Genomic DNA, 12,779 nt, shown 5'->3' on the forward strand with positions numbered 1-12,779 from the left:
GTCCTACGTTGGGACGTGGCCGCGCAGCCGCGGCCCACCCCACCCGGAGGAACCCCACGACTGCCATGCCCCCAGAAGCACCGGCCACCACCGCCGACGCGTACAAGGCCGCCTTCCGCGGTCACCCTGCCGGTGTCGCGGTCATCACCGCCGAGGGCCCCGACGGACCCACCGGCCTGACCGCCTCGAGCGTCGCGAGCGTGGCGGTCGACCCGCCCGTGCTCGTCTTCTCGCTGTCGACCAAGTCCGGCTCGGCCGGGGTCGTGCTCGGCGCCGACGTCTTCGTCGTGCACCTCGTCGACTCGCTCAGCGTCGGTCTCGCGAAGCGGTTCGCCGCGACCGGGAGCCCGGCCGCCGACGACCCGATGTGGGGCACCCTGCCGTCGGGCGAGCGCTACCTGCCGGGTGCCGCGACGGCCCTGCGCTGCCGCCCGCGGTCGACGACCGAGATCGGCTCGTCCACCGTCGTCGTCGCCGAGGTCCTCGACATCGTCGTCGGCCAGGCGCACGGCGAGCCGCTCGTCTACCACAACCGGGAGTTCCACTCCCTCTCCGAACGTTCCCGGCTCTCCTGAGCCGCGGAGCCCACACCGCCAACCCCAGATCGAAAGGACCTCGCAATGGCTGAGTACACCCTGCCCGAGCTGCCGTACGACTACGCCGCCCTCGAGCCGCACATCAGCGGCAAGATCATGCAGCTGCACCACGACAAGCACCACCAGGCCTACGTGACCGGTGCGAACACCGCGCTGCAGCAGCTCGGCGAGGCGCGCGAGTCCGGCAACTTCGGCGCGATCAACAAGCTCGAGAAGGACCTCGCCTTCCACCTCGGCGGCCACGTCAACCACTCGATCTTCTGGACCAACCTCGGCCCGGACACGAAGGTCCCGGAGGGCGAGCTCGCCGCCGCGATCGACGAGTTCTTCGGCTCCTTCGAGCAGTTCCAGGCCCAGTTCGCCGCCGTCGCGAACGGCATCCAGGGCTCCGGCTGGTCCGTCCTCGCCTGGGACCAGGTCGGCCAGAAGCTCGTCACGTTCCAGCTGTTCGACCAGCAGGCCAACGTGCCGCTCGGCGTCGTCCCGATCTTCATGCTCGACATGTGGGAGCACGCGTTCTACCTCGACTACCTCAACGTCAAGGCGGACTACGTCAAGGCCGTGTGGAACATCGTCGACTGGGAGAACGTCGCGGCGCGCTTCGCCAACGCGAAGTCGCAGTCGTTCGTCACGCTCTGACGTGACCCGGCGGGTCGCCTCGGGTGACCCACCACGGACGGGAGGCGCGGTGCCGGCTGGCACCGCGCCTCCCGTCCGTCGTCGTGGCGCGTGACGACCGCGACCCGGGTGCACTGACCGGGTCGCGTTCCGTCAGGCCGGCCGGGCCCTGCCCGCGCGGAGCGGCCGGGTCAGGCCGCCGTCAGGCGGGCGCCGGCCGTGACGTCGCGCGCGAGCGCGCGCAGTGCGGCGTCGACGTCGGTGTGCTCGGGGTCGACCAGCGCACCCCACTGGGCTCCGCGAGCCGCCTCGACCAGCGCGCGTGCGGTGCGTTCGGCCTCGTCCGGGCAGCGGCCGTGCGCCCGGCACCAGGCCGCGAGCTCGTCGACGCGACGGCGGTGGCAGCGCGACTCGTGGTCCCGGCCGTCCAGCGACTCGACACTGCCGAGCTCGAAGGTCAGGCGAGCGGCGAGGGCCCGCTCGCGGACGTCGAGGCCGCCGAACACGGCGACGAGGTGGTCGGCGAGGGCGTCGGCGTCGGCGCAGGGCTCGAGCGTGCGGGCCTCGACGTCGGCGGACAGGTGCTCGACGACGGCCTGGACGAGGGCCTCGCGCGACCCGAAGTGGTACACGATCGGGTACGCGCTCGTGCCGAGGACCCGCCCGAGGCTGCGGACCGAGACGTCCTCGAGCTTGGTGTCCAGGAGGTGTCGGGCGACCTTCTCGATGATCGCGGGCTTGAGCGTCGGGTCGGGCTTCCTGGGCATGGGGTCTCCGGAGGTCACGGCAGCGGATGCCCGACGGCGAGTGCGAGCATCTGAAATGTTACACGGCTCTGCCGGGGATCCGCTCCGCGCTCAGGACTCGGCGGGCTCGGCGGTGACCGTGAAGGTCTGCACGAGCCCGTCCGACGGGGGTGCCAGGGCGACGTCGACCCGCAGCCGTCCGGCGGTCCCGGGCAACCACCAGCGCAGGGACGACGGGGTCGCCGCGTGCTCGTGGACCGCGTCCGCGTGGAGGTCCGCGCCGACCCGGGCGACCGCCTCGGCCACGCGCCGACGGCGCTGCTCCCACGGCAGGTCCATCGGGACGTTCGGTGCGCACAGCTGCGCGGCGAGGACGTCGCCCCGTGCGGCCGCGTCGGCGTCGGCGGCCTGCCAGGTCCCGAGCACCTCGGTGACTCCGACCTGCGCCGCGCGGACGGCGGCGCGGGTGCGCTCGACGCCCGGCACGCGGCCGAGCGGTGCACCGGTGGGCGGCGCGGCGGTGTCGGACGCTGCGGCACGACGGCGGGCGTCGGCGAGCAGCAGGTCGAGGGCGCGCTCGGCCGGTGCGGACACCTTGGCGCGCGTGGCGTTCTCGAAGGCCACGACACCGAGTCCGGTCTCGGTGGACCACCGCACGTGCGCGGAGAACCCCGGGTAGCCGCCCGAGTGCGAGACGAGCTCCCCGGACTCCGCGTCCTGCTCCACGAACAGGCCGAAGCCGTACGCCGTCGCCCGGGTCGAGGACGGCACGACGCTCGGCGGCACGACCCGTGCGGCCTGCTGCGCGAGCCGTCGGTCGGCGGGGGAGAGCGGTCCCGGTTCGGGCTCGGTCGTCCACGCGGACGCGAGGTGCCGGGCCCAGCGCGCGAGGTCGCCGACGGTCGAGAACAGGCCGCCGATCGCCGAGAACGCACCCGGGCCGGTCATCGGCTGTGGGGTCCAGGAGCCGTCGTCGTCCCGGAACCCCGTGACGACGTACCCGCGCGCGTCCTCGGTGCGGAACACCGTGTCGTCGAGGCCGAGCGGGCCGAGCACCCGCTCGTGCGCCGCCCGCGTGAAGGACGTGCCCGCGACCGCGGCGACGGCACGTCCGAGCAGGGCGTAGCCGGTGTTCGAGTACGCGAACCGGGTGCCGGGCACGGAGTCGAAGAGCAGACCGCCGCGGAGCACCCGGTCGAGGTCGTCGTCGGTGATCGCCTCCTGCCGGTCTGCCCACGGGTCGTCGGTCGGCAGCCCGCCGGACATCGTCAGGAGCATCCGGAGCGTCGGCACCGGCGCGTCGTCGGACGGCAGCTCCACCGCTGCGAACGCGGGCACGAGGTCGGTGATCGGCGTGTCGAGGGTCACCCGGCCCTCCGCCACGAGGGTGAGCAGGGTCGCGGCGGTGATGCTCTTGGTGCAGGACGCGATCCGGTAGACCGTGTCGGCGTCGGGTGACCGGCCGTCACCCCGGTCGCCGTGGCCGCCCGAGGCGACGAGGCCGGTGCGGTCGAACACGCCCCACACGCTGCTCGGGGCGGTGCGTGCGGCGACCCTCTCGCGGAACAGCGCGTCGACCTGCCCGAGGACGTCGTCCGACGGGCTCATGCCCGGCGCATCTCGGCGTAGGCGTCGAGGGCGCGCTGCCGACTCGCCTTGAGGTCGACCATGGGCTCGGGGCGGTCCTCGTCGGCCGGGACCCAGCGCCGCACGTACTCGCGGTGCGGGTCGAAGCGTTCGAGCTGTCGGTCCGGGTTGAAGATGCGGAAGTACGGCGCCGCGTCGAAGCCCGAGCCCGCGACCCACTGCCAGTTCGCGGCGTTGTTCGCCGGGTCGGCGTCGACCAGGGTGTCCCAGAACCACTGCTCGCCGATGCGCCAGTCGACGAGCAGGTTCTTCACCAGGAAGCTCGCCGTGGCCAGTCGGACGCGGTTGTGCATGGCCCCGGAGTGCCAGAGCTCGCGCATGCCGGCGTCGACGAGGTCGATGCCGGTGCGGCCGTACCGCCACCGGTCGAGTTCGTCGTCGTCCACGTCGCGCCACGGGAAGGCGTCGAACTCGCGGCGGACGTTCACCGTCGCGATGTCGTCGCAGTGGAAGTACTCGTTCCAGTTGAACTCGCGCCACGCGAGCTGCCGCAGGAAGGCCGGGGCCTGTCGACGCTGCTCGGGTTCGAGCTCGCCGTGCAGGCGGTGCCAGACCTGGTACGGGCTGACCTCGCCCCAGCGGAGGTGCGGGGACAGGTCGCTCGTCGCGGCCATCGCCGGTTCGTCGCGCTGGTCGTAGTCCTCGAGCGACTCGTGCACGAAGTGCTCGAGCCTGCGGTGCGCACCGGTCTCGCCCGGCTCCCACGCGTCGCGGAGACCGCCGGCCCAGTCGGGGGCGGTCGGCAGCAGCCCCCAGTCGTCCAGGTCGTCGCTCGCCACGTCGGCGGGCGCTGGCAGGTCGCGGGGCTTCGGCAGCGGGTGCCGCGGCTCGGGCATGGCCTGGGCGGCCCGCCAGAACGGCGTGAACACCTTGAACGCCTCGCCCTGCCCGGTGAGCACCGTCCACGGCTCCCAGAGCAGGTTCGCCGCGAAGCTGTGGGCCTCGGTGCCGGCGTCGGTCAGGGCGGTCTTGATGCCGGCGTCCAGGTCGCGCTCGACCCGGCCGTAGCGGCGGTTCCAGTAGACGGCGTCGGCGTCGGCGTCGGCGACCAGGCGGGGGACGACCTCGGCCGCACTGCCGCGCCGCAGCACGAGACGCGACCCGCGTGCCCGGAGGTCGGCGTCGAGGGCGCCGAGGGACTGGTGCAGCCACCACCGGCTGGCGGCACCGATCGGGCGGATGCCGGGGGAGTCCTCGTCGAGGACGACCACCACGGTCACGGGGCCGCCGTGGTCGATCGCGGCGCGGAGCGCGGGGTTGTCGGCGAGGCGCAGGTCCTCGCGCAGCCAGACGAGCGCGCCGCTCATGCGACGACCGCGTCCGCCGTGGGACGGGTGCGACGGGCCGGTCGGTCACCGGCGGCGACACGGAGCTTCGTGCACAGCTCGGTGAGCGTCCGGAGCTCGTCGTCGTCGAGACCGGCGCCGACCTGGTCGGCGATGGTCTGCGCGTGCTGCACGGCCACCGAGCGGTAGACGTCGAACCCGTGCGCGGTCAGGGCGACGATGACCCCGCGGGCGTCGGACGGGTCCGGCTGCTTCTCGACGATGCCGCGAGCAGCCAGGCGTTCCACGAGGCGGCTGACGCTCGGCTGGGTGAGGAGCAGGTGCCCGGTGAGTTCGCGCATGCGGCAGCGGCGCTCGGGCTGGGTCGACAGGTTGAAGCACACGTCGTACTCGTTGAACGAGATCTCCCCGCCGGGGAAGTCGGCGTTGAGCGCACGCATCACCGTCACCTGCGCCCGGAACAGTGCTTCCCAGGCCGCGACGGCTGTCGCCTTGTCGCTGCGGCGTGACTCGTCCACGATCGCGTTCCCTCCGGTCCAACGGTCGTTCCACACTACCGAGGGGCGGGGACACGACACCCGGCTCGGCGCGGCGACGGGGGACAGGACCCGCGGGGACCGGAGCGGGACGCGAGCACGGGCACGACCGCGCGGCGGGGGCCGGGGCGTGACGGGACGACCGGCACGCGACGGGGCGGCCCGGGCCGTGACGGGGACCCCGGGACGTGACGAGGGCCGGTCGCCTTCTGAGCGACCGGCCCTCTCCCTTGCACCAAGAGTGTCCTGCAATCACATTCCACAGGCCGTGCCACAGCAAACACTGCCTGCGGAACCGACTGTATAACGCTGCGGTAACGGCGCGCCAGCCTTCGTGGCGGTCGTTCGCTGCGAGTTCACCGGGAGCGGCCCGTACGGACCATCAGCGCCCGGCCGCGTGCCGCCCACGGACCGTCGCCGAGCACGGCGGCGCACCGCGGGCAGCGATCGAGCGCGTCGGAGGTCGGCGGCTCAGAACAGGTCGGGGGACGGGGTGGAGGCGTAGCGCACCGCGACGTCCGCGTGCCGGTCGAAGCGGTAGCCCACGCCGCGAACGGTGCGGACGATCTCCTCGAAGGCGCCGAGCTTGGACCGGAGGCGTCGCACGTGCACGTCGATCGTGCGCTCGTTCGGCGTCTCGTCCTCGTCGTCCGACCACAGGCCCTCGATGATCGCGGCCCGGTCGACGGTCTGGCCCTCGCGCAGGACGAGGAACTGCAGGAGCTCGAACTCCTTGTACGTCAGCGGAGCGGCCTCGCCGTCGAGCGTGACGCGCTTGCGGGAGATGTCGATGACGACGCCCGTCTCCTCGGGCTCCGGCTCGACGGCCTGCTTGCGCGCGGCCACCGCGGACCGGTCCTGGAGCGCGAGGCGGACCACGTCGACGTCGCGGCCGCCGCTGCCCTCGGCGGCCACGGCCACCGCGGCGTACGTCTGCGCGGACGGCACGAGCTGCGCGGTCAGGGCCTTGAGCTGCTCGACCACGGCGGCGAGCGTCGTGCCGGCTGCGGCGGCGGCCGCCTCGTCGATGCCGACGTACAGCGCGAAGCCACGTGCCTCGGTCCCCTCGGGCAGGGCCCGGTTCCGCTGCGGTGCGACGACGGGGCTGGTGGGCACGGCGCTCGGTGCGGGCGGCGCGGCCGGCGTGCGGCGTGCGCGGATCGGCGTCACGGTGCCGAGGTCGGTCGCGGCCGGGGCTGCGGTGCGGAGGACGGTGCGGGGCTGGGTGAGCGTGAGCGACATGGTGGTTCTTCCCTGCGGGAGCTGCGCGGCGGTGCTGCGCGGCGGTGCGGATGCGTCGGTCCGGGTGCGGCTGGTCGCCGCGGTGCCCTGCGGTCCGGACGGGACCGGGGCACACCGGGAGTACGGGGACGGACCGACGTCGAGGATGGCTGTGGTCGGAGGACCGACGGCGTCGTCGAGGTGGTCGTCACCCGGGGATCACGCGCTCGCGACCGGGGTGGCGTCGCGGGGGATCCGGCTGGAACGGGTACCGATCAGGCACACATTCGACAACGCATGACCACCGTCGTCGGCATCATCGTGCCGACGGTCCCCTGTGCCTCTGGGAGGACGCGGGTGGACGGGTTCGCAGTCATGGGATGAGTATCGGCGGTATACCAACACGCTGTCAACCGTCCGCACGGACGGTGGGTGGGAGTGGACAGGGCCCCGTCCCGCAGGGCGGGAGGCGCGGGTGCGGCCCGCAGGGCGGGTCCGGACGGTGCGCGGACGGCCGGGAGGCGCAGGTACGGCCCGCACGGCGGGTCCGGACGGCGGGCGGACCGCCGGGAGGCGCGGGTGCGGTCCGCAGGGTCGGTCCGGACGCGCGCGGACGACGCAGGGCGCGTGGCGGACCGGCACCGCGCCTCCCGTCCGCCGCCACCGGGACCGCCGCCTGCGACACGGTGGGGGAGACGACGAACGCCCCGCGGCGTGCCGCGGGGCGTTCGTCCGGAACGGGCCGGGTGGTTACTCGGCGAGCCCGTAGAGGCGGTCACCGGCGTCGCCGAGGCCCGGCACGATGTAGCCGTTCTCGTCGAGCTTCTCGTCGAGCGCCCCGAGGACGATCGACACGTTGCGGTCGCCGACGGCCTGCTCGACGGCCGCGAGGCCCTCGGGCGCTCCGAGGATGCACACGCAGGTGACCTCTTCCGCGCCGCGTGCGAACAGGAAGTCGATCGCCGCGGCGAGGGTGCCGCCGGTCGCGAGCATCGGGTCGAGGACGAAGCACTGCCGGCCGGACAGGTCGTCGGGCAGGCGCTCGGCGTAGGTCTGCGGCTCGAGGGTGTCCTCGTTCCGGGCCATGCCGAGGAAGCCGACCTCGGCGGTCGGGACGAGCTTGACCATGCCCTCGAGCATGCCGAGCCCGGCGCGCAGGATCGGGACGACGAGCGGGCGGGGCTTCGCGATCGCGACGCCCATGGTGTGGGCGACCGGGGTGTCGATCGGGGTCGCGGTGACCCGGACGTTCCGCGTGGCCTCGTAGGCGAGGAGCGTGACGAGCTCCTCGGTGAGCGCGCGGAAGGTGGGGGAGGGTGTGGTCCGGTCGCGGAGCACCGAGAGCTTGTGGGTGATGAGCGGGTGGTCGGCGACGTGGACTCGCATGGTGTCGAGCGTACCGTGCCGATGGGGCAGGATCGACGCGTGGAAGACCCTGCCGCTCGTCCCTGGCTCGACGCGATGGACCGTGCACTCGACGAGGCGCGCGCGTGCCTGGCGACCGGCGACGTGCCCGTGGGCGCCGTCGTGCTCGACGCGGCTGGGCGGGTGGTCGCCACCGGCCGGAACGAACGCGAGGCGCGGCAGGACCCGACCGCGCACGCCGAGGTGCTCGCGCTCCGTGCAGCAGCGGCGGCGACGGGGGACTGGCACCTCGAGGAGCACACCCTCGTCGTGACGCTCGAGCCGTGCCCGATGTGCGCGGGAGCGGTCCTCGCCGCCCGGGTGCCGCGGGTCGTGTTCGGCGCCTGGGACCCGAAGGCGGGGGCGAGCGGGAGCGTCTACGACATCGCCCGCGACCGTCGGCTGCCGCACCGGTCCGAGGTGGTCGGCGGTGTCCGCGAACAGGCGTGCGCCGCGCTGCTCGACACGTTCTTCCGCGAGCGGCGCTGACCGCCGCGAGCGGCGCCGACCGCCGCGCGCGACGCTGACCGCCGCGGACCGCCCGGCGTCAGTCCGCCGCGCGGATGACGATCGCCTCGGTCGGCGGACGCGGTCCGGTGCGCTGCACGTCCGGCTCGACGTAGATCACCCGGGCAGCGGGGACGGCGGTGCGGATGCGCTGCTCGACCGCGTCGATGCCGGCGGCGACGTCACCGAGCCGTCGGTCGCCGTCGACGGCGACCTTCATGCCGACCATCAGCTCGTCCGGGCCCAGGTACAGGGTCTTCAGGTGCACGATCGCGTCGACCTCGGGGCCGTCGAGCACCGCGGCCCGGATCCGCTCGACGTCGCCGGGCGTCGCTCCCTCGCCGACGAGCAGGCTCTTCGTCTCCACGCCGAGCACGAGGGCGACCGCGATGAGCAGCAGCGCGATGAGGATCGTCGCGACCGCGTCGAACACCCCGTTGCCGGTCACGGCCGTCAGCCCGACGCCGAGCAGTGCGAACACCAGGCCGGTCAGGGCGGCGGTGTCCTCGAGGAGCACGACCGGGAGCTCGGGCGCCTTCGCCCGGCGCACGAACTGCACCCACGACTGCGTGCCCTTGTGCGGCCGGGACTCGCGGACGGCGGTGCGGAGCGAGAAGCCCTCGAGCCCGACCGCGACGACGAGCACCGCGACCGGCAGCCACCAGTTCTCGAGCGGGTGCGGGTCGCGGAGCTTGTCGATGCCCTCGAGGAGCGAGAACACACCGCCCACGCTGAACAGCACGATCGAGACGACGAAGGCCGACACGTAGCGCTCGCGGCCGTGGCCGAACGGGTGCTCCTGGTCGGCCGCCGCGCGCGCCCGGCGTCCGCCGAGGAGCAGCAGCAGCTGGTTGCCGGAGTCGGCGAGCGAGTGCACGCCCTCCGCCAGCATCGCCGCCGACCCGCTGATCGCCGCGGCGACGAACTTGACGACCGCGATGCCGACGTTCGCACCGAGTGCGGCGAGGACCGCGCGGTTGCCTCCGGAAGCGCTCACAGTGACCCCTGTTCTCGTGACCTGGTGCCCGATCCTAGGCGTGGGCCGTCGGTAGGGTCGGGAGCATGACGATCGAACTGCCCCGCACCGCCATGCTCGGCGTCGGCTCCATGTCCGGCGCGGTCCTCGACGGCCTCCTCGCGGCGGGGCTCGACCCCACGACGGTCGTGCTGACCACCCGGTCCGAGGCGTCCGCCGCCGCGCACCGGGAGCGCGGGCTCGCCGCGACGGCCACCGAGACGGACGCCGACGCGAACCGGGCCGCCGTCCGCGGGGCCGGGCTCGTCGTGCTCGGCGTGAAGCCGTACGCGATCGCCGACCTGCTCGACGAGGTCGCCGCGTCGCTCAGTCCGGGCACGGTCGTGGTGAGCGTCGCGGTCGGCACCACCCTCGCCGCGATGGAGGCCCGCGTGCCCGCCGGGGTCCGGGTCGTCCGGGCGCTGCCGAACACGCCGATCGGGGTCGGTCACGGCGTCACCGGCATCAGCGCGGGCGCGTCCGGCGACGAGGACGCGATCGCGCTCGCCTCGGCCGTCTTCGCCGCGTCCGGACGGGTCATCCGCGTTCCCGAGGACCAGCTCGACGCGCTCTCCGCGGTCTCCGGCTCCGGGCCGGCGTACGTGTTCCTGCTCGTCGAGCAGTGGCAGCGTGCCGCCGAGGCGCTCGGCTTCGACCACGACCAGGCCGCGACGATGGTCCAGGGCACGCTCCGCGGTGCGGTCGAGCTGCTCGCCGCCTCCGGTCGCGAGCCGGCCGACCTGCGCCGCGCGGTCACCAGCCCGAAGGGCACCACCGAGCGCGCGGTCGCCGTGCTCGAGGAGGCCGACCTGGCCGGGACGCTCGAGCGGGCGTCGCGCGCCGCGATCGCGCGTGCCGAGGAGATCGCCCGCTCCTGACGCGGCGCTGCCGCGCACCGTGCGGGCGTGCCCGCCGTCGTCGACGCGGGCGCCGGTCCGGGACGGGGCGCGGGACGGACGGGAGGCCCGTGGCGGGCCCGCCACGGGCCTCCCGTCCGTCCTGGGCTACTCCAGGGCGGCGAAGCGCTCCAGGTCGGTCTCGGTGCCGGAGACGATGATGACGTCGTCCTCGCCGATGACGCTGTCCGGGGTCGCCGGGACGAAGGCCTTGCCGGGCGTCTTGATGCCGAGGACGGTCAGACCGTGCCGCGTGCGGATCACCGTCGTCGCGAGGTCCTTGCCGCGGACCGCGCGCGGCGGGTGCATCTTGACCACCGCGAAGTCGTCGTCGAACTCGATGAAGTCGAGCATCCGACCGGACACCAGGTGGGCGGTACGCTCGCCGGCCTCGCGCTCCGGGTAGACGACGTGGTTCGCGCCGATCCGGGACAGGATCGTGCCGTGCGACCGGCTGACCGCCTTCGCCCAGATCTGCGGGATGCCGAGGTCGACGAGGTTCGACGTGATGAGCACGCTCGACTCGAGGTGCGAGCCGACCGCGACGACGGCGATCGCGAAGTCCTGCGCGCCGATCTGGCGGAGGGCGTCGATGTCGGTGGCGTCGGCCTGGACCGCGTGCGTGACGCGGTCGGACCACTTCTGCACCAGTCCCGGGTCGGTGTCCACGACGAGGACCTCGCGGTCCTGGCGCTCGAGCTGCCCCGCGGTCGCGGCGCCGAAGCGGCCGAGGCCGAGGACGAGGACCGGTGCGTCGTGGCTGACGGCACCGGTGGCGGGGTGCGGGGTACGGCGGTCGGCGCGTGCTGCGCGGCGGTCAGCCAACGATGGGCCTCTCCTCGGGACGACGGAACAGCTGTCGGCTCTGGCTGGCGGCCAGGGCGGCGGCGATCGTCACTGTACCGACCCGGCCCAGGAACATGGTGGCGGCGAGGACGTACTTGCCGGACTCGGGCAGTTCGCCGGAGATCCCGGAGGACAGCCCGCACGTGGCGAACGCCGAGATCACCTCGAACAGCACGCGGTCGAGCGAGTCCCCTGTGATCTGCAGCAGCACGACCGTGGCGACGGCGACGATCGTCGCACCCCAGAGCACGACGGCGACGGCGACGCGGAGCACGTCGGAGGGGATGCGTCGGCCGAACGCCTCCATGCTCCGGCGTCCGCGCGCCTCGGCCACGGCCGCGAGGAAGAGCACGGCCAGGGTCGTGACCTTGATGCCGCCCGCGGTCGACGCGGACCCGCCGCCGATGAACATGAGCATGTCGGTGACCAGGAGGCTCGCACCGTGCATCTGCTCGACGTCGATCGTGGCGAAGCCCCCGGACCGGGTCATGGTCGAGAAGAACAGCGCCTGGAACGCGGTGTGGCCGGCGCCCTCGCTGCCCAACGTGCGCGGGTTCGACGCCTCGAGCGCGGTGTAGACGATCGCGCCGAGCAGGAGCAGGACCGCGCTCGTGGTCAGGGTGAGCTTGACGTGGATGGGCCAGCGGCGCGGGGTCCGCAGCTGCTTCGTGAGGGTGCGGATCACCGGGAAGCCGATCGACCCGAGGACCACGGCCAGCATCAGGAGCGACAGGAACCAGTAGTCGTGGGTGAACGGCGCGAGGCCGTCGGCGTTCGGCGCGAAGCCCGTGTTCGTGAACGCCATCGCGGAGTAGTAGAACGCGTCGCCGACCGCGGTCCAGAACGGGTAGCCGGCGACGAGCACCGACGGCAGCAGGAGCAGGCCGACCGCGACCTCGATGGTCAGGGTGCTCACCGCGACGGTGAGCAGCAGCGTGCCGACCTCGCCGAGCCGCACGGCCTGGCCCTCGGGCACCGCGCCGTGGTGCGTGCGCAGCGGGTTCGAGTCCCCGGCCGCGATGAGCTTGGCGCGCAGCCCGAGCCGGCGCGTGACGACCAGTCCGAGGATCGAGGCGAAGGTCAGGACGCCGACCGCGCCGATCTGGGTGCCGATCACCACGAGGGTCTTGCCGAACACCGACCAGTGCGTCGCCATGTCGACCGTCGACAGCCCCGTGACGCAGACCACCGACGCGGCCGTGAACAGGGCGTCCGAGAAGTGCGTCGTGGTGCCGTCAGCCGCCGCGACCGGGGTCATGAACAGGAACGTGAACAGGAACACCAGCGCGATGAACACCAGGATCGCCAGCCGCGAGGGCGACGACCGCAGGACGGCCGCGAACCGGTTCGCCTGGGCCCGTGACGCGCTCACGTGCGGCGTCAGCGGCTCGTGCCGGTCGAGCATGCGTGCGTCTCCCGGGGAACAGGGGCGAGGACAGCGGCCATGGTACATGCGCTCAG

13 protein-coding genes are annotated in these 12,779 nt (G+C 73.6%); 4 read left to right on the forward strand and 9 right to left on the reverse strand.

The features are described from left to right. The first annotated feature begins 65 nt into the window (after window positions 1-65). Entirely contained in the window at window positions 66-575 is a 510-nt protein-coding gene (locus BEP24_RS04450) for a flavin reductase family protein (RefSeq protein ID WP_065960717.1), read from the forward strand. A gap of 45 nt (window positions 576-620) precedes the next feature. Beyond that, complete coding sequence (locus BEP24_RS04455; protein ID WP_065960721.1) at window positions 621-1,235, forward strand: superoxide dismutase; 615 nt, start codon at window positions 621-623, stop codon at window positions 1,233-1,235. 170 nt (window positions 1,236-1,405) lie between these two features. Here the strand turns inward: BEP24_RS04455 and BEP24_RS04460 are convergent, their stop codons facing one another. The 6 genes from BEP24_RS04460 to upp all read right to left on the reverse strand — a co-directional run bounded on the left by BEP24_RS04460 (window position 1,406) and on the right by upp (window position 8,036). Further along, window positions 1,406-1,981 carry a TetR/AcrR family transcriptional regulator gene (locus BEP24_RS04460; protein WP_065960723.1) on the reverse strand — a complete coding sequence of 192 codons (576 nt, stop codon included), beginning with the start codon at window positions 1,979-1,981 and terminating at the stop codon, window positions 1,406-1,408. 90 nt (window positions 1,982-2,071) lie between these two features. Further along, window positions 2,072-3,568 (reverse strand): serine hydrolase domain-containing protein, encoded by a 1,497-nt coding sequence (locus BEP24_RS04465; protein WP_065960725.1) that lies wholly within the window; start codon window positions 3,566-3,568, stop codon window positions 2,072-2,074. After that, window positions 3,565-4,914 carry a deoxyribodipyrimidine photo-lyase gene (locus BEP24_RS04470; RefSeq protein ID WP_065960727.1) on the reverse strand — a complete coding sequence of 450 codons (1,350 nt, stop codon included), beginning with the start codon at window positions 4,912-4,914 and terminating at the stop codon, window positions 3,565-3,567. Before BEP24_RS04470 ends, BEP24_RS04465 begins: the two co-directional genes overlap by 4 nt. After that, window positions 4,911-5,411 (reverse strand): MarR family winged helix-turn-helix transcriptional regulator, encoded by a 501-nt coding sequence (locus tag BEP24_RS04475; RefSeq protein WP_139197289.1) that lies wholly within the window; start codon window positions 5,409-5,411, stop codon window positions 4,911-4,913. Before BEP24_RS04475 ends, BEP24_RS04470 begins: the two co-directional genes overlap by 4 nt. Window positions 5,412-5,900: 489 nt before the next feature. Further along, window positions 5,901-6,671, reverse strand: a complete 771-nt coding sequence (locus tag BEP24_RS04480) for a winged helix-turn-helix domain-containing protein (protein WP_065960731.1) — start codon at window positions 6,669-6,671, stop codon at window positions 5,901-5,903. Between the two features lie 729 nt (window positions 6,672-7,400). After that, window positions 7,401-8,036, reverse strand: coding sequence for a uracil phosphoribosyltransferase (gene upp / locus BEP24_RS04485; RefSeq protein WP_065960733.1), 636 nt, complete (start codon window positions 8,034-8,036; stop codon window positions 7,401-7,403). Between the two features lie 75 nt (window positions 8,037-8,111). Between upp and BEP24_RS04490 the strand changes: the two genes are divergently transcribed. Beyond that, window positions 8,112-8,543 carry a nucleoside deaminase gene (locus tag BEP24_RS04490; protein ID WP_065960735.1) on the forward strand — a complete coding sequence of 144 codons (432 nt, stop codon included), beginning with the start codon at window positions 8,112-8,114 and terminating at the stop codon, window positions 8,541-8,543. 58 nt (window positions 8,544-8,601) lie between these two features. Here BEP24_RS04490 and BEP24_RS04495 read toward each other — a convergent pair whose 3' ends face one another. Further along, window positions 8,602-9,558: a cation diffusion facilitator family transporter gene (locus BEP24_RS04495; RefSeq protein ID WP_065960737.1), complete on the reverse strand. Its 957-nt coding sequence runs from the start codon at window positions 9,556-9,558 to the stop codon at window positions 8,602-8,604. 65 nt (window positions 9,559-9,623) lie between these two features. Here BEP24_RS04495 and proC point away from each other — a divergent pair, with 65 nt between their 5' ends. After that, entirely contained in the window at window positions 9,624-10,454 is an 831-nt protein-coding gene (gene proC, locus BEP24_RS04500) for a pyrroline-5-carboxylate reductase (protein WP_065960738.1), read from the forward strand. 126 nt (window positions 10,455-10,580) lie between these two features. Here the strand turns inward: proC and BEP24_RS04505 are convergent, their stop codons facing one another. Then, complete coding sequence (locus BEP24_RS04505; protein ID WP_065960740.1) at window positions 10,581-11,297, reverse strand: TrkA family potassium uptake protein; 717 nt, start codon at window positions 11,295-11,297, stop codon at window positions 10,581-10,583. Continuing rightward, a complete protein-coding gene (locus BEP24_RS04510; RefSeq protein WP_065960743.1) occupies window positions 11,290-12,723 on the reverse strand; it encodes a potassium transporter TrkG in 1,434 nt (477 codons plus the stop codon). Before BEP24_RS04510 ends, BEP24_RS04505 begins: the two co-directional genes overlap by 8 nt. Window positions 12,724-12,779 lie beyond the last annotated feature (56 nt).

Origin of the sequence: Curtobacterium sp. UCD-KPL2560, assembly GCF_001705035.1 — a bacterium.
Taxonomy (GTDB): domain Bacteria; phylum Actinomycetota; class Actinomycetes; order Actinomycetales; family Microbacteriaceae; genus Curtobacterium.

Excerpts from the sequence above, each read along its gene's own strand:
- BEP24_RS04450 (WP_065960717.1), top strand. The coding sequence starts at position 66 with ATGCCCCCAGAAGCACCGGCCACCACCGCCGACGCGTACAAGGCCGCC.
- BEP24_RS04455 (WP_065960721.1), top strand. The coding sequence starts at position 621 with ATGGCTGAGTACACCCTGCCCGAGCTGCCGTACGACTACGCCGCCCTC.
- BEP24_RS04460 (WP_065960723.1), bottom strand. The coding sequence starts at position 1,981 with ATGCCCAGGAAGCCCGACCCGACGCTCAAGCCCGCGATCATCGAGAAG.
- BEP24_RS04465 (WP_065960725.1), bottom strand. The coding sequence starts at position 3,568 with ATGAGCCCGTCGGACGACGTCCTCGGGCAGGTCGACGCGCTGTTCCGC.
- BEP24_RS04470 (WP_065960727.1), bottom strand. The coding sequence starts at position 4,914 with ATGAGCGGCGCGCTCGTCTGGCTGCGCGAGGACCTGCGCCTCGCCGAC.
- BEP24_RS04480 (WP_065960731.1), bottom strand. The coding sequence starts at position 6,671 with ATGTCGCTCACGCTCACCCAGCCCCGCACCGTCCTCCGCACCGCAGCC.
- upp (WP_065960733.1), bottom strand. The coding sequence starts at position 8,036 with ATGCGAGTCCACGTCGCCGACCACCCGCTCATCACCCACAAGCTCTCG.
- BEP24_RS04490 (WP_065960735.1), top strand. The coding sequence starts at position 8,112 with ATGGACCGTGCACTCGACGAGGCGCGCGCGTGCCTGGCGACCGGCGAC.
- proC (WP_065960738.1), top strand. The coding sequence starts at position 9,624 with ATGACGATCGAACTGCCCCGCACCGCCATGCTCGGCGTCGGCTCCATG.
- BEP24_RS04510 (WP_065960743.1), bottom strand. The coding sequence starts at position 12,723 with ATGCTCGACCGGCACGAGCCGCTGACGCCGCACGTGAGCGCGTCACGG.